We start from the raw sequence: 18,639 nt of genomic DNA, 5'->3' as shown, positions 1-18,639 counted from the left end.
TCTCGTGGAACGAAGCGGGATGCTTCGACCGGGCAGCTGCTGGATTCCGATGACGTGCGCCCGCCCTTCCTGACCCTTCTCCGCTCTCCTGCCGTTCTTCTTCGTTCTCCTCTCTTCGCTGTCATGTGCACAAGCGAAAGCCGTCGTCTCTGCGCTGAGCAACTGCCGATCGGAGTCCACCTCGCATGTCGACCAAGGAAGGCCGTCCGCCGCTGGACACGGCCCAGCCGCCGCGGCCCGGCGATGACGACCTCGTCGCCGAGTTGCAGAAGTACTTCAGCTCCCTCACCCGCACGGAACTCGGGCCCGACGACGACTACTTCGCGCTCGGCCTCGTGGCCTCCCTCCAGGCGTTGCAGATCGTGACCCACGTGGAGCGGACCTACGGAATCACCGTCGACGTGGCGGACCTGGACCTGGACAGCTTCCGCACCGCCGCGCGCGTCGCCGGCTTCGTGGCCGCCAAGCGCGGTGCGCACGGCGGGCCGGCGGGCGGAGCGGCACTGTGATCGACGTCGAGCCGCTGGTGAAGACCGCGCTCGCCGAGGCGGACGCCTGGGACGAGCACGGGCTGCCCCCGGAGGCGATACGGCTGGCCGCCCACCACGGGCTGCTCGGCCTCGACCGACCCGTCGACCTGGGCGGGGGCGGCACCAGCGCCCGTGAACTGGGCGACGTCACTGCCGAGTTGGGCGCTGTGTGCTCCTCCCTGCGGGCCCTGACGACGGTCCAGGGCATGGTGAACGCCGCCCTGGACCGGTGGGGCACCGCCGAGCAGCGCGCCGAGTGGCTGCCGCAGTTGGTCGGCGGCGATCGGCTGGCGGCCGTGGCCTGCACCGAGCCCGGTGCGGGCACCGACCTGTCTGCCGTCGCCTGCGAGTTCCGACCGGGCGGCGGCGGGGACCACCGGGTGTACGGGCGCAAGCTGTGGGTGACGTTCGGCGAGGTCGCCGACGTCCTGCTGGTGCTCGGCCGGGCCCCCGGCGGGCTGGTTGCCGGACTCGTGGAGACGGACCGCGCCGGTGTCGAGATCGAGCCGGTCACCGGACAACTCGGGCTGCGCGGCGCACGGCTCGCCCACGTCACCCTCGACGGCGCCGCCCTGCCCGAGCGCCAGTTGATCGCTCCGCCCGGCTTCGGCCTCTCGCACGTGCTCGGCACCGCCCTCGACCACGGCCGCTACACCGTCGCCTGGGGCTGCGTCGGCATGGCCCGTGCCTGCCTCGACGAGGCCGTGGCACACGTCCGCAGCCGTACGCAGGGCGGCGCCCCGCTCGGCGACCACCAGACGGTCCGGGCCGCGCTCGGGCGCTGCGCGGTCACCGTCAGGGCGGCCGAGGAGCTGTGCGTACGCGCCGCCGCGCTGCGCGAGGACGGTGACCCCGGGTCCATCGTGGCCACCGTCACCGCCAAGTACGCCGCCGCCCGGGCCGCCGCCTCGGTGTCCGCCAAGGCGGTGCAGTTGCTCGGCGCGGCGGGCTGCGCTCCGGGCAGCGCCGTCGCCCGGTTCTTCCGGGACGCGAAGGTCATGCAGATCATCGAGGGCGCGGACGAGGTGGCCGAAGTGATGATCGGGAGCCATCTGTTGGGCCTGCCGCACGCCGGCGGTGCGCGATGACCGCGCAACGGCGCATCACCGTCGGCCCGGTGGCCACCTGGTTCCCGGAGCGACGGCTCGCCGTCGACCAACTGCCGGAGCTGGCCGACCTTCCCGCGCTGCGGCGCGAGCACGCACTCTCGCTCGGCGTGGACACCGTGCGGGACGCCGGTGAGGCGTCCGAGGTCGACCTGGCGGAGCGGGCGGCGCGCGCAGCGCTGGACCGCGCCGGCCTCGACGCCGCCGACGTCGACGCCCTGTTGTTGGTGCAGGGCCGGGTGCCCGAGTACCTGCTGGCCTCGGAGGCGACCCGACTGCAGCACCGGCTCGGCGCTCACCGCGCATTCGCGACCGGCGTCGGCGACCTCGGCTGTGTCTCGGTCTCCGCCGCCTTCGCGCTCGGCTCCGCGCTGCTGCGCGGTGACCCGCGCTGTCGCACCGTCCTGGTCGTCGCCGCGGCCCGGACCCCGACCCGGGCCAGGTACCGACCGCCGATGACCCTGCTGGGCGACGGCGCAGCGGCGGTCCTGCTGACGGTGGACGGCGAGGGGACCCACGAGCTGGTCGACCAGATCGTGCGCAGCGACGGCAGCTACGCCGACCTCTTCCGCATCGACTACCGCGACCTGCCGTCGCGGGACTGGGTCGAGGAGTGCGCGGACGAGCCGACGTACTCGTTCCGACTCGCCGTGGAGAGCCGCAAGCGCTTCGCCGCGCTGAACGCGGAGCTGTTGGCCCGCAACGGACTCGCCGCGAGCCGGGTCGGCACGCATCTGACCCAGAACCTCGCGGCCGGGGCGTTCGCCTTCTGGCAGGAGGCGCTGGACGTGGAGATCGACCCCGTGTGCCGGCGCAACCTCGCCGCGTACGGCCATCTCGGCTCCGTGGACGTCCTGATCAATCTGACGGACGCCGCGGCCACCCAGGCGCCCGGCGAGCACGCCCTCGTGATGAACAGCAGCCCGGTGGCGGCCTGGAGCACGTGGTTGCTGCGCCGCCTCGGCGAACGGGAAGGGGGAGTTTCACGGTGACGCCCACGACGAAGCGCACGACGGGACCCGCGGCGCGGCCTACGACGGATTCCACGTCCCGCCCCACGGTGAAGTGTCTGGTCTGGGACCTCGACGACACCCTGTGGAAGGGCGTCCTGCTGGAGCAGGACGCCACGGTGCCCACGCCGGAGGCGCTGGGGGTGCTGGGGGCGCTCGACGAGCGGGGGATCCTGCACGCGGTCGCCAGCCGCAGCGAGTACGGCCCCGCGGCGGAGAACCTGCGCAAGCACGGCGTGGCCGACCTCTTCTGCGCGGTCGAGGTGGGCTGGGGGCCGAAGTCCGAGGCGGTGCGCAGGATCGCGGACGCCCTCAACATCGGTCTGGACGCGGTCGCCTTCGTCGACAACGACCCCGTCGAGCGCGCCGAGGTGTCCACGGCCCTGCCCGAGGTGCGGTGCTATCCGGTCGAGCAGCTCGCCGAGCTGCCCGGGCTGCCCGAGTTCACCCCCGCGGTGATCACCGACGAGGCCCGCCGGCGCCGCGAGATGTACCGCGCGGAGCGACGGCGCACGGACGCGGAGGAGTACTTCACCGGCACGAACGCCGACTTCCTCACCGGCCTGGAGCTGGTGATGACCGTCCGGCGGGCCACCGAGGACGACCTCGCCCGGGCCCACGAACTCACGGTCCGCACCCACCAGCTCAACACCACGGGTCAGACGTACGACATGGCGCAGCTGCGGGCGATGTGCGCGTCCGACCGGCACGAGGTGCTGGTCGCCACGCTCCGCGACCGCTTCGGCGCCTACGGCACGATCGGCCTCGCGGTGTCGGAGCTGCGCGGCGACGACTCCGTGCTGCTCCTGCTGCTGATGTCGTGCCGGGTGATGTCCCGGGGCGTCGGCACCGCGCTGATCGGGCACGTCGTGGAGCGGGCCCGGGCGGCCGGGCACCGTCCGCTGGCCGAGTTCGTGCCGACCGAGGTCAACCGGGTGATGCTGGTGACCCTCAGGTTCGCCGGCTTCACGGTCGCCGAGTCGACCGGCGAGGGCACCCTCCTCGTCCACGAGGGCGGCGTTTCCCCCCACGCGGCCCACGTCACCGTCGTCGCCGGGGACGACCGATGACCGACGCGGCCGGCAGAACCGAAGCGGCCGACGTGAGCGACGTGGACGTGGCCGGCGGGCGCGGGGCGAACACCTGGCACGGCCCGGATTCGACGCTCCTCAGGCACGCAGCACGGGTCCCCGACCGCACCGCCGTCGCGGTCGGCCGGACCTCGCTGACCTGGCGGGAGTTGGACGGGGCGAGCGCCGCGCTCGCCGCCCGGTTGACGGCGGCCGGCGTTCGGCCCGGCCGGATCGTCGTGCTGTACCGGCGGCAGGGCGTCGAGACCGTCGTCGGGATGGTCGCGGCGGCGCGAATCGGTGCGGCCTGGTGCGTCGTGGAGCCCGGCCACCCGGTGGTGACGCTGCGCGCCCTGCTCGACGACGTGGATTGCGGGGCCGTGGTGTTCGACCCCGCGGATCCGGCGACGCCCGTGCACGCGGTGCGTCGGCTCCTCTCCGACGGGCGCGACGCCGCCCCCGCGCTGCTCGAAGCGGGCTCCGGCGTTGCGGTCGTGCCGCTCGGTGCGGGCGAGGCCCAGGGCGGCACGGTCCGCGTGCCGGGGAGCTCTCCCGCGTACGTCATCTCGACCTCGGGCACGACGGGCCGTCCCAAGGCGGTGATCGTCACCGCGGACAACCTGATCACGATGCTCGCCAGCCGCGCTCACCACGACCACGCGTCGGGCCCGGTGGCGTTCTCCGCGATGCGGTTCGCCTGGGACGGGGCGCTGCTGCTGACGCTGTGGGCGCTGTGGAGCGGCGGTACGGCCGTGCTCCCCGGCCCCGACGAGCTGGCCGACGCCGAGGCCACGGCCCGTCTGATCGCCGTCCGGCGGGTGACGCACCTGGCGGTCACCCCGTCGTTCTACCGACTCGTGCTGCCCTGGGCGGCGGGCTTCGACTCGCACCTGCGGCTGGTCGTCGTCGCCGGCGAGTCCCTGCCGGTCCCGGTGGTCGAGCGCCACCGTGCGCTGCTGCCCGGTGTCGAGTTGCGCAATGAGTACGGCCCCACCGAGGTGACCGTCACCTGTGTGGCCCACCCGGTGCGCGGGCCGCTCGCCCCGCCCGTCCCCATCGGCCGGCCCACCGGCGGCTGCACAGCGTACGTGCTGGACGGGCGGCTGCACCCCGTCGCCCGGGGCGTCGTGGGCGAGCTGTACGTGGGAGGCCCGCAGGTCGCCGCCGGGTACGCGAGGCGCCCCGGGCCGACCTCCGCGCGTTTCGTCGCCGACCCCTTCGCCGACCGGCCGGGGGCGCGCATGTACCGCACCGGTGACCTGGTGCTGACGAACGAGGGCGGGGAGTTGGAGTTCCACGGCAGGTCCGACGGCCAGGTGAAGGTCAGGGGCGTGCGGTTGGAGCGGGCGGCGGTGACGGCCGCGGTGGAGAGCCACCCGGCCGTGGCACAGGCCGTGGTGCTCCCCGTGCCCGACGAACACGGCGAGACCGCGCTCGTCGCCTTCTGGACACCCGCCGAGGGGACCGCGGTGCTGCCGGGCGTACGGGAGCTGCTGGCGCACTGCGCACCGCTGCTGGTCGCCGAGGCGGTGCCGGAACGCTTCGTCGCCGTCGGCGGGTTCCCGCTGGGGCGCACCGGGAAGGTCGACGAGGCTGCGCTCCGCGCACTGCTGACGCCGGCCGCCGCACGGACCGCGACGGGCGGTCGGCAGCGGTGGTCTCCGCTGCAGCGGTCGCTGGCGGGGCTTTGGGCGGCGGTGCTCCAGCACGACGACTTCGGCCTGGACGACGTGTTCTTCGACGTGGGCGGGAACTCCCGGCGCGTCGTCGACCTGCACCTGCGGTTGGAGCGCGACTGGCCCGGGGCGCTGCGGGTGGGCCAGCTCTTCGACCTGCCCACCGTGGCGGCGCAGGCGAAGGCCCTGGAGGCGGCCGGCGACCGGGCGCCCGCCGCCGCGCCCGGGCCCGACCCCCGGACCGACGCCCCGGACGCGGGTCCGCGGTCCGACGGTCCGGTCCTGTTCGAGATATGACGAGGGGAGCCACCATGTCCGGGTCCCATCCCGGCGTCGACGCCGACGACATCGCGATCGTCGGCATCGGCCTGAACGTCCCCGGCGCGTCGACCCTGGAGGAGTTCCGCGCCGGGCTCGCCTCCGGACGGGACAGCATCGGCCCGATGCCGGCGCCGCGCGCCGAGGCCACCGGCCTGGATCCGGCCGTACCGCGGCTGCCCATGGGGCACGTCGACGACATCCACACCTTCGACCACGCCTTCTTCAAGCTGTCGCGGCGCGAGGCCGCGCTGATCGACCCGCAGCACCGCATGGCCCTCGTCCTCGCCCACCGGGCGATCGAGGACGCCGGCTACTCGGTGGCGGGCTTCCGCGGCAGTGACACGGCGGTCGTCTTCAGCGCCGCCGCGTCCGGCTACCACGCCCTCGTCGGGGAGCAGGGGGCGCTCGGCACCCTGGGCAACGTGCCGTTCGGGCTGCCCGCGCGGATCGCGCACACGCTCGGCCTGGAGGGGCCGTGCCACGCCGTCGACACCGGGTGCAACGGCTCCCTGGTGGCGGTGCACCACGCCTGTCGCGAACTGCGCTCGGGTGACGCGCAGTACGCCCTCGCCGGCGGGGTGAGCCTGCGCATCGCGGGCGTCCCGGCGGCGGAGACGGCCGGATTCGCCGAACTCGTGTCGTCGAGCGGCCGGTGCCGGGCGTTCGACGCGGACGCGGACGGCACCGTCTCCGGCGAGGGCGGGGCTGCCCTGCTGTTGACCACCGTGCGCCGCGCGACGGCGGACCGGACCCCGATCCACGCCGTCATCCGGGGCAGTGCCACGCTCCACAACGGCGGCAGCACGGGCACCATCAGCGCGCCGAGCGCGGTGGCGCAGCGGCGCGTCATCGCCAAGGCGTGGGCGGCTGCGGGCGTCGAGCCGGCGCGCGCGGGATACGTGGAGGCCCACGGCTCCGGGACGCGGCTCGGGGACGCCGTCGAACTGGAGGCGATCGCCGCCGCGTTCGCCGGCCGCACCGCGCCCCTGCCGATCGGGTCGGTGAAGACCAACATCGGTCACCTCGACCACGCAGCCGGAATCGTCGGCCTGGTGAAGGCCGTGCTGAGCGCGGGCCGCGGCGAGCTGTACCCCTCGCTGCACTTCGCGCGTCCGACGCGGGACGTCGACCTGGCCGCGGAGCGGATCGAGGTGGTCACCGCGGCGCGCGCCTGGGAAGGCGGGGACGGTGGGCCGCGGCTCGCCGGGGTGAGCTCCTTCAGCCTGGGCGGGGTGAACGCGCACTGCGTGGTGGCGCAGCCGCCGGAGCCGCCGCGGCGCGGTGGCCCTACGACGGGGCCCGAGCTGGTCGGGGTCTCCGCCCGCAGCCAGGAGGCACTCGCGCTGCTGTGCGGCGAGTTGGCGCTCGCCCTGCGCGACGGCGAACTGCCCCTCGGGGACGTGGCCTTCACGCTCAACCAGGGCCGTACGCACCATCCGCACCGCATCGCGGTGACGGCGGGCAGCACCCGGGAACTCGCCGTGCAGCTGGCCGCCGAGGCGACGTGGCTACGAGCTGACGACGGACGGGCCGCGGGCGGGCGGCCACCGGCCGTGGCGCTGCTGCTGTCGCCGGACGCACCGCCCGCCGGCGTCACCGGTGGCGCGCTGCCGCCGGGCCTGCCGGCGACGGGGCGGGCGGCGCGGGTGCTCGCGGCGCAGATCGCCGCGTACGACGTGCTGCACGGCCACGGCGTCGCGTTCGACGCGGTGCTCGGGGCGGGTTCGTCCCGGTTCGCGGCCCGGCACGTGCTGGGCCGGCGCGCCCCCGTCGAACCGGCCGAGTTCGCCGCCGCGCACGCCGCCCCCGTCGACGTGGACGAACTGCTCGGCGTCGCCCGCAGGTTGCTGGCCGACGGGCCCGTCCTCTTCCTCGAACCCGGCCCGGACGGCGCGCTGGGACGACTGCTCGCCGAGCACCTGGCGGACGACGAGCGGGCCCTTGTGCGGTTCGTCGACGGGCCGTTGGACGCCGTGCGGGTGCTGTACGAGAGCGGGATCGACGTGGACTGGGCCGCGGTCCGGCCCGAGCACGCCGACGCGCGGCGGGTGCGGCTGCCGGGCCACCCGCTGCTCGGCACCCCGTGCTGGGCCACCAACGCGTCCGCACCTCCCCCTCCGCCCGTCGCCGCACCGCCCGCACCCGCGCCCGTACCCGTTCCCGCTCCCCCGGCGCCGACGGCCGCTGAGCCGCCGCAGCGCGCCGAGGCGTCGGACGGCGTCGGCTGGTTGCAGGGCACGCTGCGGGAGCTGCTGCACGCCGAGGCGCCCATCAGCGCCGACGAGGACTTCTTCGAGCTCGGTCTGAACTCCCTCATCGCGCTGCAACTCGTCGACCGGATCCACGAGCGCTTCGGCGTCCGTCCCAAGCTGATCGACGTCTACGAGCACCCCCGGGTCGCGGACCTCGTCCGGGTGATCGCGCCGGCGGACGCGGCACCCGGCGCGCTGCCGCCCGTCACCCGCGGGGAGGGGGCGGTCCTGTCGTTCGGACAGGAACGCATGTGGTTCCACCACCAGCTCGACCCCGACACCACGCTGTACAACCTGCCGATGGTCAGCCACGTCCGCGGCCCCCTCGACCCGGAGGCGCTGCGCGGCACGTGGGAGGACCTGGCGGACCGCCACGAGGTGCTCCGCTCCAACTTCGTCGAGCTGGAGGACGGCCCGGGCCTGCGGATCCGGCCGGAGCTCGGCGACTTCTACCGGTTCGCGGACGTCTCGGACGCGCCCGATCCGCTGCTGGCGGCCCGGGAGTTGGTGCGGGCCGCGGCGCAGGTCCGGTTCGACCTCGCGCACGATCCGCTGTTGCGGCTGCTCGTGGTCCGGCTCGGGCCGCAGGAGCACGTCGTCCAGGTCACGGTCCACCACGCGGTGAACGACGGCCACTCCCCCAAGGTCTTCGAGCGGGAGCTGCCGCTGCTGTACGCCGCGCGCGAGCGGGGAACGCGGGCCGAGCTGCCCCCGCTGCCGGTCCGCTACCGGGACTACGCCCGCTGGCAGCGCGACCTGGTGACGCGCTCCGCCCTCGACCACGAGCTGGCGTACTGGGTCGAGACGCTGCGGGACGCGCCGGTGCTGGAGCTGCCGACGGACCTCCCCCGGCCGGCGCGCAAGCGGTTCGTGGGCGACCTGTACCCCTTCACCGTCCCGACGCCGGTCCTGCGGGCGCTGCGGGAGTTGGCCCGCCGCGAGTCCGTGACCGTGTTCGTCGTCCTGCTCAGCGCGCTGTACCTGCTGCTCGCCCGCTACAGCGGGCAGCGGGACATCGTGGTCGGCACCCCGACGACCGGCCGCAACCGGCCCGAGCTGGACGGGCTCATCGGCTTCTTCAACAGCACGGTGGCGCTGCGCGCCGACCTGTCCGGCGCGCCGAGCGCCCGTGCCCTGCTGCACCGGGTGCGGTCGGTGGTTCTGGACGCCCTGGAACACCAGGAGATCCCCTTCGACCGGGTGGTGAACGCGCTCGGCGTCGACAAGGACCTGAGTCGGGCACCGCTGTTCGACGTGTTCTACGTGCACCAGGAGCTGCCGCCCGTCCAGGCGATCGGCTCCGCGGTCGGCGACTTCTTCGATCCGCGCGACACCGTCGCCAACCGGTTCGGCGGCATGCCGGCCGGCACCGCCAAGTTCGATCTGACCCTGGTGACCACGGACCGCGAGGGCGAGGACGACATGGCCGCGTGCCTGGAGTTCAGCACCGAGCTGTTCACCGAACGGACCGCGGCGGAGCTGGTCTCGGCGTACCTCGACGTCCTGGACGGCCTCGCCGGGATCACGGACGCCGACCGTCCCGTCCCGGGGTTGGCCGCGGGGTCGCGGCGCCCCGGCCCGGCCGCGCCGAGCGCCCCGGTGCCGCTGCCGCTGGTGCGGGTCCCGGCCGACCGGCCGCGGCCGGCGGCCCCCGTCGACGCCTCCGCCACCGTCACGATCGCCCTTGACGAGGACCTGTGCGCCCGGCTGACGGCCATCGGCGGGCCCGACGCCTGGGACGGCGCCCTGCTCGCCGCCTGGTTGGTGCTGTTGGCCTGGTACACGGGCGAGGACTCGGTGGCGGTCCTGGCCGCCACCGCGCGGGGGCCCCGGGTGGTGCGGGCGGACCTCGCAGGCGAGGTGGACTTCACCGGGCTGCGGGACCGGCTGCGCCGTGCCGCGGCCGAACCCCCCGACGGGGCGGCGCTTCCCGTGCGCTACGCCGGGGACGGCACCGCGGCGGACCGGTCCGGCGCCGAACTCGCCCTGGAGTGGTCCCGCAGCGGGGCCGGCGGGCTCGCCCTCGCGGTCGGCTACGCGCCCGAGCTGTTCGACGCGGGCACCGCGGCCGACCTGGCGGCCGATCTGACACGGCTGTTGGCCGGTGCGCTGGCGCACCCCGCCGCACCGGTGCACGAGGTGGCCATCGGCCACATCGCCCAAGACGATCCGTCACTCGACCCCGACCTGTCGGTGGAGGCAGCACGATGACCGAGAACACCCGCGGCGCGGCGCAGGACCGAGCGGAGCCGGTCGGCGTCGTCGGGGCCGGCACCATGGGCGTCGGCGTCTGTCAGAGCCTGATCCAGGCGGGGTTGGACGTCGTCCTCGTCGAGCCCGACGCACGGGCGGCGGACGGGGCGCGCGAACGGCTGGCCCAGTCCCTGCGGCTGACCAGGCTCCTCGGTCGGGGCCCGGCCGAGGTCGGCGGCCGGGTGCAGTGGGCGCACTCGCCCGAAGCGCTCGACGGCGTCGGGTTCGTCGTCGAGTGCGCCCCGGAGAACCGGGACCTCAAGGAGTCCCTCTTCGCCGAACTCGACCGGATCTGCCCACCGCGCGCGGTCTTCGCCTCGTGCACCTCCGCCATTCCCATCGCCCTGCTCGCGGCCCGCACCTCGCGCCCCGAACGGGTCCTCGGGCTGCACTTCATGAACCCCGTACCGCTGAAGGACACCGTCGAGGTGGTCCGCGCCGAAGCCACCTCGCAGGAGACGATGGACCGGGCGCTGGCCCTCCTCGGCCGGCTGGGCAAAGAGACCGTCGTGGTCCCGGACGGGCCCGGCTTCGTCCTCAACCGGGTGCTGATGCTGTGCATCGCCCAGGCCGCGGCCCTCGTCGACGAGGGGGCGGCGGACGGCGCCACGGTCGACGCCGTGTTCGAGAAGTGCCTCGGCCATCCGATGGGGCCGCTGCGCACGGCCGATCTGATCGGTCTGGACAACGTCATGGACACCATGGCCGTGCTGCGGGAACAGACCGGTGACGACCGGTACGCCGCGCCGCCCACGTTCGCCGCGCTGGTCGCCGACGGTCACTTGGGCCGCAAGACGGGGAAGGGCTTCCATGACTACTCCTGACGCGCACCGCCACGACCGGTCCGCCCCGCAGGGCGTGGACCGCGACCGGGTCGGCTTCGACACGGCGGCACTGGCCCGGGTCGCCCGGCGCAGCGGCGGCGGGCCGGCCGCGGTGCTGCTGGCCGCGGTCGCCGTTTACGCCCACCGCAGGTTCGGCGCGCACGACGTGACGATCGGCCTCCGGTCGGCGGGGGCGACGCTCCCGGTGCGCCTCGCGCTGGCACCGGGCCGTACGTTCGCCGAGGTCGCGCGGACCGCCGGTGCACAGCTCCGACGCGCCCGCACCGCGTCGAGCGCCCCGACGGCGCCGTCCTCGCCGGACCATCCGGACCTGGTGTGCGAGTGGGTCGAAGCCGGCCGTACGGCCCCGTCCAAAGCCGGTGCGGGGCCGGTCGCCGGCTTGGACGTACGGGCCGGCGCTGCCGACGGCGAGTGGGACGTCAAGGTCCGCTCGGGTGTCGGGGACGACCACGGGCGCCGGTTCTCGGCCCTGTTCGCGCAGTTGGCGGGGCAGCCCGAGGTGCCCGTGGGCCGGTTCGACCTGGCGGACGGGCAGGAGATGGCGCGCTTCTTCGACGAGTTCAACGACACCGGGCGCGCGGTGTCGGACGGCACCGTCCCGGGCGCCTTCGAGGCTCAGGTCCTGCGGACCCCCGATGCGCCGGCCGTCAGCCACGGCGCGGACCGGTTGACGTACGCCGAACTCGACGAGCGCGCGGACCGGTTGGCCCGGCTGCTGGTCGAGCGGGGCGCGGGGCCGGAGCAGTTGGTGGCCGTGATGCTGCCGCGGAACTGCGAGACGGTGGTCGCCGTGCTGGCCGTGCTGAAGTCGGGCGCGGCCTACGTGCCGATCGATCCGGAGCATCCGGAGGGCCGGATCCGCTACCTCCTGGACGACGCGCGGCCCGCGGCCGTGGTGACGACGGCCGCGCTGCTGGGCCGGATCCCCGAGGGCTCGCCCGTGCGCCCGGTGGTCCTGGAGGAGGCGGGGCACGACGCCGCTGTCCCGGTGGCCGGCCGCCCGGCCGTGCTGCCGCAGAACGCGGCGTACGTGATCTACACGTCGGGTTCGACGGGCCGCCCGAAGGGCGTGGTGATCACCCACCGGAACGTGGTGAACTTCGCCGCCTGGTCGGTGGACGCCCTCGGCGCCCCGGCGTTCGAGCGAGTCCTCGGGTCCACCTCGCTGAGCTTCGACATGTCGGTGTTCGAGGTCCTGGTGCCCCTGATGACCGGCGGCAGCGTGGACCTGGTGGCGAACCTGCCGGCGCTGCTCGACGCCCCGGAGTGGACCGGCAGCCTGGTGAACACCGTGCCGTCGGTCTACCGGCGGGTGCACGACGCCGAGTGGGTGGCCGAGCGGGCGACGCACTACGTCTTCTGCGGCGAGCCGCTCCCCGCCGACCTGGTGCGCGCCGTGACGCAACGCCAGCCAGGTGCACAGGTGTTCAACATCTACGGTCCGACCGAGGTCACCGTGTACGCCACGGTCTGGCGGTGCGACCCGCGGGCCGACGGTGACCCGCCGGTCGGCCGGCCCACGACGAACGTCCGCTGCCACGTCCTGGACGCGGCGCTCCGCCCGGTGCCGCTCGGCGACGTCGGCGAGCTGTACCTCGCCGGGGAGTACCTGGCCCGCGGCTACGCGCACCGGTGCGGGCTGACGGCGCAGCGGTTCGTCGCCGACCCGTTCGCGGCCGACCCGGGCGCCCGGATGTACCGCACCGGCGACCTCGCCCGCTGGGGCGCCGACGGCTCCTTGGAGTTCGTCGGTCGGGCCGACCAACAGGTCAAGGTGCGCGGCCACCGGGTCGAGCCGGGCGAGGTCGAGGCCGCGCTGCTGCGGCAGCCGTCCGTAGCCGGGGCCGTCGTGGTCGCCACCGCCGACGGCGCGGGCGATCACCGGCTCACCGCGTTCGTGGTGCCCGAGGGACCGGGTTGCGTCCCGCAGGCGCTGGTCGAGGCGGTAAGGGCCGAGTTGCCCGAACCTCTGGTGCCGTCCGCCGTCCGGCTGCTGGACGCGCTGCCGCTGAATCCGAACGGCAAGGTGGACCGGCTCGCGCTGACCGAGTCGGCCGCGGCCCCCGAGGTCTCGGACCGGTCGGCGACGTCGGCCGGCGGGCCGGTGGAGACGCTGCGCGAGGTGTTCGCCGCGGTCGTGGGGAGGTCCGACGTGGGCCCCGACGACAGCTTCTTCGCCGTCGGCGGCGACAGCATCACCTCGATCAAGCTGGTCCGCCGCATCCGTCGGGCCGGTCTGGTCGTCTCCCTCCAAGACGTCTTCGAGCGCAAGACGCCCGCGCTGCTGGGCGAGGTGGCCGTGCCCCTGGCGGCCGGCCCCGGGCCCCGGGCCGCGCTCCCCGACCGTGCGTTGATCGAGCTGGATTCCGGCGAGCGCGAGTGGCTGGCCGCGCACTGCCCGGGCGTGGAAGAAGTCCTTCCGCTCTCTCCCCTCCAAGAGGGGCTGCTCTTCCACGGCAACCACCACCGGGACCACGAGGACGTCTACGTCCTCCAGGCGGCGCTGGACTTCGTCGGCCCCTTCGACCCGGAGGCGCTACGTCACGCGGCCGAACACCTGTGCCGACGGCACAGCGGGCTGCGGGCGGGCTTCCTGCGGCTGCCGTCCGGCCGGCCGGTGCAGATCGTCCCGGCGGATGCGGCGCCGGCCCTGACCGAGGTCGACCTCACCGGGCGCCCGCCGGACGAGCAGGCGCGGGAGGCCGAGCGGCTGACCGAGGCGGACCGCAACGCCGGATTCGACCCGGCGCAGCCGCCGCTGCTGCGGCTCACCCTCATCCGGCAGGCGGACCGACGGTTCCGGCTGTTGATCACCGCCCACCACATCCTGCTGGACGGCTGGTCGGTCCAGATCGTGGCGCGTGAGCTGTTCCAGCTCTACGCCCGGCCGCGCTCCTACGACGCGCTGGGGGCCGCGCCGCACCACCGCACCTTCCTGGCCTGGCTCGCGGAGCAGGACCGGGAGGAGTCCGTGCGGGCGTGGCGCCGGGCGCTGGGCGACGTCCGCCCCACCCTCGTCGCCCCCGAGGGGCTGCGACGCAGCTCGGCCTGGCCCGAGCAGCTCGTCCACGAGCTGTCCGAGCGGCAGGCGACGGCGCTCAGCGAGCTGGCCGCCCGGCTCGGCGTCACCGTCAACACCCTCTTCCAGGTCTGCTGGGGCCTGTTGCTGGCGCAGTGGACGGGCCGCAGTGACGCGGTGTTCGGGGTGGCGGTCTCGGGGCGTTCGCCCGAGGTCGCCGACGTCGAGTCGATGGTGGGCTTCCTCATCAACACCATTCCGATGCGGATCGCGACCGACCCGGGCGAGACGCTGGCCGAGGTGCTGCGCCGGGTCCAGGACGAGCAGGCGCGGCTGCTCGCCCACCACCACCTCGGGCTGCCCGGTATCCAGCGCGCCGTGGGCCTGGAGTCGCTCTTCGACACGGCGATGGTCTTCGAGAACTTCCCCGTGGACCGCGACCCGTGGTCCGTCGTGCCCGAGTTGACGATCCTCGACGCCCGCAACGAGACCGCCGGGCACTATCCGCTGACGCTGATGGCGCTGCCGAGGCCGTCGGGGACGATGCTGCTGCTCCTGCTGCACCGTGCGGACGTCCTCGACGCGGCGACGGCCAAGCGGCTGCTCGCCCGGGCGCTTCGGCTGCTGGACGCGATGGTCACCGCGCCGACGACACGACTGGCGCAGTTGGACGTGCTCGACGACGCCGAGCGGGCCGCGATCGCCGCGTACGGGCGGGCCGACGGCTCGGGGGACGGCGGCGATGTGCCGCCCCGTACCGTCCCGGACCTGTTCGACGCGCAGGCGGCGGCGACGCCGGACGCGCCGGCGCTCCGCAGCGCGGGCCCCGGCGGCGCGGTGCTCAGCTACCGCGAGGCGTCCGCCGCCGCGTATCGCACCGCCCGGGAGCTGATCGCCCGCGGCATCGGCCCGGAGCAGGTGGTGGCGCTCGTGCTGCCGCGCGGGGCCCGGACCGTCACGGCGCTGTTCGGGGTGCTCGCCGCGGGCGCCGCGGTCGCGCTGATCGATCCCGAATACCCCGACGAGCGGCTGCGGTACGTCCTCGACGACATCCGGCCCGCCCTGGTGATCAGCGACCGGGCGAACGCCTTCGGGCCGACGCTGCGCAAGGCCGGGAACGTCCTCGTCATCGACGACCCGGACGCCGCGCGCCGGATCGAGGGACACGACGGCCGGCCCGTGACCGACGGGGAGCGCACCCGGCCGCTGCTGCCGGCGCACGCCGCGTACGTGGTGCACACCTCGGGCTCCACCGGGCGTCCCAAGGGCGTCCTCGTCCAGCACACCGGAGTGGCGGGGGTGTTGAGCACCACGGTCGCGCGGTCCCGGCTCGGGCCGGGCGGCCGGGTGCTCCAGTTCGCCTCCCCCGCGTTCGACGCCGCGCTGCTGGAGATCTTCGAGGCGCTGTGCTCCGGCTCGACGCTCGTGGTCGCGCCTGCGGACCGGCTGCTGCCGGGCCCGGGGTTGGAACGCCTCGCGCACGAGGAGCGGATCACAGCCGTCACGCTTCCGCCGTCCGCGCTCGCGGTGCTCGACCCGGCAAACGGGCTGCCGGCGGACTGCGTGATCCGCGTCGCGGGCGAGGCGCTGCCGGCCGAGTTGGTGACCCGTTGGTCGGTGCGCCACCGGCTGGTGAACGGCTACGGGCCGACCGAGGCCACCGTCTGCGCGTCCGTCAGCGACGGGCTGACCGGCACCAGCACCACCATCGGCCGCCCCGTCGCGCCGACCCGGATCCACCTGCTGGACGCGGCCCTGCGCCCGGTGCCGCCCGGGTTCGAGGGCGAGGTCTTCCTGTCGGGCCCGGCCGTCGCCCGCGGCTACGTCGGCCAGCCGGCGCGCACCGCCGAGCGCTTCGTGGCCGATCCCTTCGCCGCCAGCCCGGGGGCGCGGATGTACCGCACGGGTGACCTCGCCCGCTGGAACGCGGAGGGCTCCCTGGAGTTCGCCGGCCGCTCCGACCGCCAGGTCAAGATCCGCGGCCATCGGATCGAGCCCGGTGAGGTGGAGTCGGCCCTGCTGGCCCACGAAGCGGTGGCGCAGGCGGCCGTGCGCACCTGGACGGCCGACGGCACCGGTCCGCGGCTGGTCGCCTACGTCGTGCCCGAGCCGTCCGCCGCGCTGGACGCGGGCACGGAGGGGACGGTCCTCACCGACTGGGCCGCGGTTCACGACAGCGTGTACGCGATCGAGGACGGCGCCCACCGCAAGAGCGGGGGCAGCGCCCCCTTCGGCGACTCGTTCGCCGGCTGGAACAGCTCCTACGACGGCTCGCCGCTGCCCCGGGAGGCGATGCGGGAGTGGCGGGACGCCGTCGTCGACCGCGTCCGCGAGCTGTCGCCCCGGCACGTCCTGGAGATCGGCGCCGGCACCGGCGCGGTCCTCGCCGCGCTCGCCCCGCACTGCGAGAGCTACCACGCCACCGACATCTCCGAGGTGGCCGCGGACACCCTGCGCCGCCAGGTCGCCGACGTGCCCGAGCTCAGCGGCCGGGTCACGGTCACCCACCAGCCCGCGGACGACTTCTCCGGTCTGCCCGAGGGCCGCTTCGACACGGTCGTCCTCAACTCCGTGGTGCAGTACTTCCCCTCGCGCGACTACCTGGAGCGGGTGCTCACCGGGGCGCTGCGCCTGCTGGCGCCCGGCGGGACGGTCTTCGTCGGCGACGTCCGGGACCTCGCCGGTCGGCCGGTGCTGTACACCGCGGCCGGGATCGGTGCCGCCACCGCGGTCACCACGGTCGCGCAGACCCGGCTGACGGTGGGCCGGAAGCTGTTGCTGGACAAGGAGTTGGCGATCGCGCCGCGCTTCTTCGGCGACTTCGGCGACGCGGCCGACGTCCGGTTGAAGTCCGGCGAGCACGACAACGAGCTGACGCGGTACCGCTACGACGTCACCCTCCACAAGGCGCCGCTGTCGGGCGCGTCCGCGGCCGGGGCCACCCGGCTCGCGTGGGGCACCGACGTGACCGGGACGGGCGAGCTGAAGGCGCTGCTGGCCTCGGCCGGCGGTGCGCTGCCGCTGCGCGTCACCGACGTCCCCGACGCCCGGCTGGCCGCGGACCTCGCCGCGGCGCGGGCCCTGGACGCCGCGGCCCCGGGCACCACGGTCGGGGCGCTCGATACGACGGTGAGCGGCGACCGGGGCGTACGGCTCGCGGAGCTGGCCGCGGTGGGCGAGGAGTTCGGCTACCGCGCGCTCGCCGCGCCGGGCGCGGCACCCGGCCGGTTCGCCGTCGTCCTGATGCCGGCCGCGGCGGGCGCGGCGGTCCGGGACGTGTACGACCCGGCCGCCGACCCGACCCCCGCGCTCGTGCACGAGCCGGCCGTGGCGCAGGTGGCGGCTGCACTGCCGACGGAGTTGCCGCAGCGGCTGCGGGAGGTCCTGCCCGCGTACCAGGTGCCGTCCGCGGTCGTCGTGCTGCCACAGCTGCCCCGCACCCGCAGCGGCAAGATCGACCACGCCGCGCTGCCGGACCCGGAGTCGATCGGCAACGCGGTGGGCCGGGCTCCGCGGACGGTCCAGGAGAAGCACCTGTGCGAGTTGTTCGCCGAGACGCTGGGGCTGCCGGCCGTCGGCATCGACGACAACTTCTTCGACCTCGGCGGCCATTCGCTGCTCGCCGCCCGCTTGGCGCGGCGCATCGAGTCGACGTGGGGCACCGGCATCGACACGGCGACGCTGTTCGTCGCACCGACGGTCGCCGCCCTCGCGGAGCGGCTGGGCTCGCACGACCAGACCTTCGCGTTCGACGTCGTGCTGCCGCTGCGCGCCGCCGGTAGCCGCCCGCCGCTGTTCTGCGTGCACCCCGCCGGGGGCGTCGGCTGGACGTACTCGGTGCTGATGCGGCAACTCGGCGCCGACCACCCGGTGTACGCGATCCAGGCCCGCGGCCTGGGCCGGGACGAGCCGCTGCCGCGGACCGTCGCCGAGATGGCCGACGACTACGTCCGGCAGATCCGCGGCATCCAGCCGCAGGGGCCGTACCACCTGCTCGGCTGGTCGTTCGGCGGGATGGTGGCGCACGCGATGGCGACCGCGCTCCAGGCCGCCGGTGAGCGCGTGGGGGTGCTCGCCCTCCTGGACTCGTACGTCATCGCCGACTATCCGACGCTGCCGCCGGCGGAGGCGTTCGGCGGGGAGCAGACGATGTACGCCGCGCTGTTGTCGTTCGCCGGCGTCCGGCCCTCGGCGCTGCGGGTGGAGGAGCTGACGGCGGCGCGGTTCCTGGAGATCGTGCGGGGCACCGACAGCGTCCTGTCCGGCCTGTCCGAGCGGTATCTCCTCGGCATGGGCGAGGTGTACGGCAACAACCTTTCGCTGGGCCGGGCCTTCAAGCCGGACGTGTACCGGGGCGACGTCCTGTTCTTCGCGGCCCGCCCGGACGACGAGTCGGTGCCGATGACGGTGGACTCCTGGGATCCGTACGTGGTCGACGGGCGCGTTCGCGTGTTCGACGGCGATTTCAGCCACGCCGACATGGGCAACCCCGAGTCGCTGGCCCGGGTGGGCAAGGTGCTGGCCGGTGAACTCGGCCTGCTGGAGGAGGAGTAGGCC

At 74.9% G+C, this 18,639-nt stretch carries 8 protein-coding genes; all 8 read left to right on the top strand.

Going from position 1 to position 18,639, the window contains the following annotated elements; genetic code table 11:
• The first annotated feature begins 185 nt into the window (after nucleotides 1-185).
• The 8 genes from ABZ842_RS29420 to ABZ842_RS29385 are packed head-to-tail and all read left to right on the top strand — an operon-like array spanning nucleotide 186 to nucleotide 18,636.
• A complete protein-coding gene (locus ABZ842_RS29420) occupies nucleotides 186-509 on the top strand; it encodes an acyl carrier protein (RefSeq protein ID WP_361543261.1) in 324 nt (107 codons plus the stop codon).
• Nucleotides 506-1,618 carry an acyl-CoA dehydrogenase family protein gene (locus ABZ842_RS29415; protein ID WP_361543258.1) on the top strand — a complete coding sequence of 371 codons (1,113 nt, stop codon included), beginning with the start codon at nucleotides 506-508 and terminating at the stop codon, nucleotides 1,616-1,618. The genes ABZ842_RS29420 and ABZ842_RS29415 overlap by 4 nt, the downstream gene beginning before the upstream one ends.
• Entirely contained in the window at nucleotides 1,615-2,628 is a 1,014-nt protein-coding gene (locus tag ABZ842_RS29410) for a 3-oxoacyl-ACP synthase (RefSeq protein WP_361543255.1), read from the top strand. The genes ABZ842_RS29415 and ABZ842_RS29410 overlap by 4 nt, the downstream gene beginning before the upstream one ends.
• Complete coding sequence (locus ABZ842_RS29405; RefSeq protein ID WP_361543252.1) at nucleotides 2,625-3,716, top strand: HAD-IIIC family phosphatase; 1,092 nt, start codon at nucleotides 2,625-2,627, stop codon at nucleotides 3,714-3,716. The genes ABZ842_RS29410 and ABZ842_RS29405 overlap by 4 nt, the downstream gene beginning before the upstream one ends.
• On the top strand, nucleotides 3,713-5,689 hold the full coding sequence (locus ABZ842_RS29400; RefSeq protein WP_361543249.1) for an amino acid adenylation domain-containing protein: 1,977 nt from the start codon (nucleotides 3,713-3,715) through the stop codon (nucleotides 5,687-5,689). The genes ABZ842_RS29405 and ABZ842_RS29400 overlap by 4 nt, the downstream gene beginning before the upstream one ends.
• 14 nt (nucleotides 5,690-5,703) lie before the next feature.
• Nucleotides 5,704-10,176 carry a condensation domain-containing protein gene (locus ABZ842_RS29395; RefSeq protein ID WP_361543246.1) on the top strand — a complete coding sequence of 1,491 codons (4,473 nt, stop codon included), beginning with the start codon at nucleotides 5,704-5,706 and terminating at the stop codon, nucleotides 10,174-10,176.
• Nucleotides 10,173-11,042: a 3-hydroxyacyl-CoA dehydrogenase family protein gene (locus ABZ842_RS29390; protein WP_361543243.1), complete on the top strand. Its 870-nt coding sequence runs from the start codon at nucleotides 10,173-10,175 to the stop codon at nucleotides 11,040-11,042. Before ABZ842_RS29395 ends, ABZ842_RS29390 begins: the two co-directional genes overlap by 4 nt.
• Complete coding sequence (locus ABZ842_RS29385) at nucleotides 11,029-18,636, top strand: amino acid adenylation domain-containing protein (RefSeq protein ID WP_361543240.1); 7,608 nt, start codon at nucleotides 11,029-11,031, stop codon at nucleotides 18,634-18,636. The genes ABZ842_RS29390 and ABZ842_RS29385 overlap by 14 nt, the downstream gene beginning before the upstream one ends.
• Nucleotides 18,637-18,639: the final 3 nt, after the last annotated feature.

The organism is Streptomyces sp. NPDC047315, assembly GCF_040643215.1.
Lineage (GTDB): Bacteria > Actinomycetota > Actinomycetes > Streptomycetales > Streptomycetaceae > Streptomyces.
This window is presented reverse-complemented; position numbering and strand designations above follow the sequence as displayed.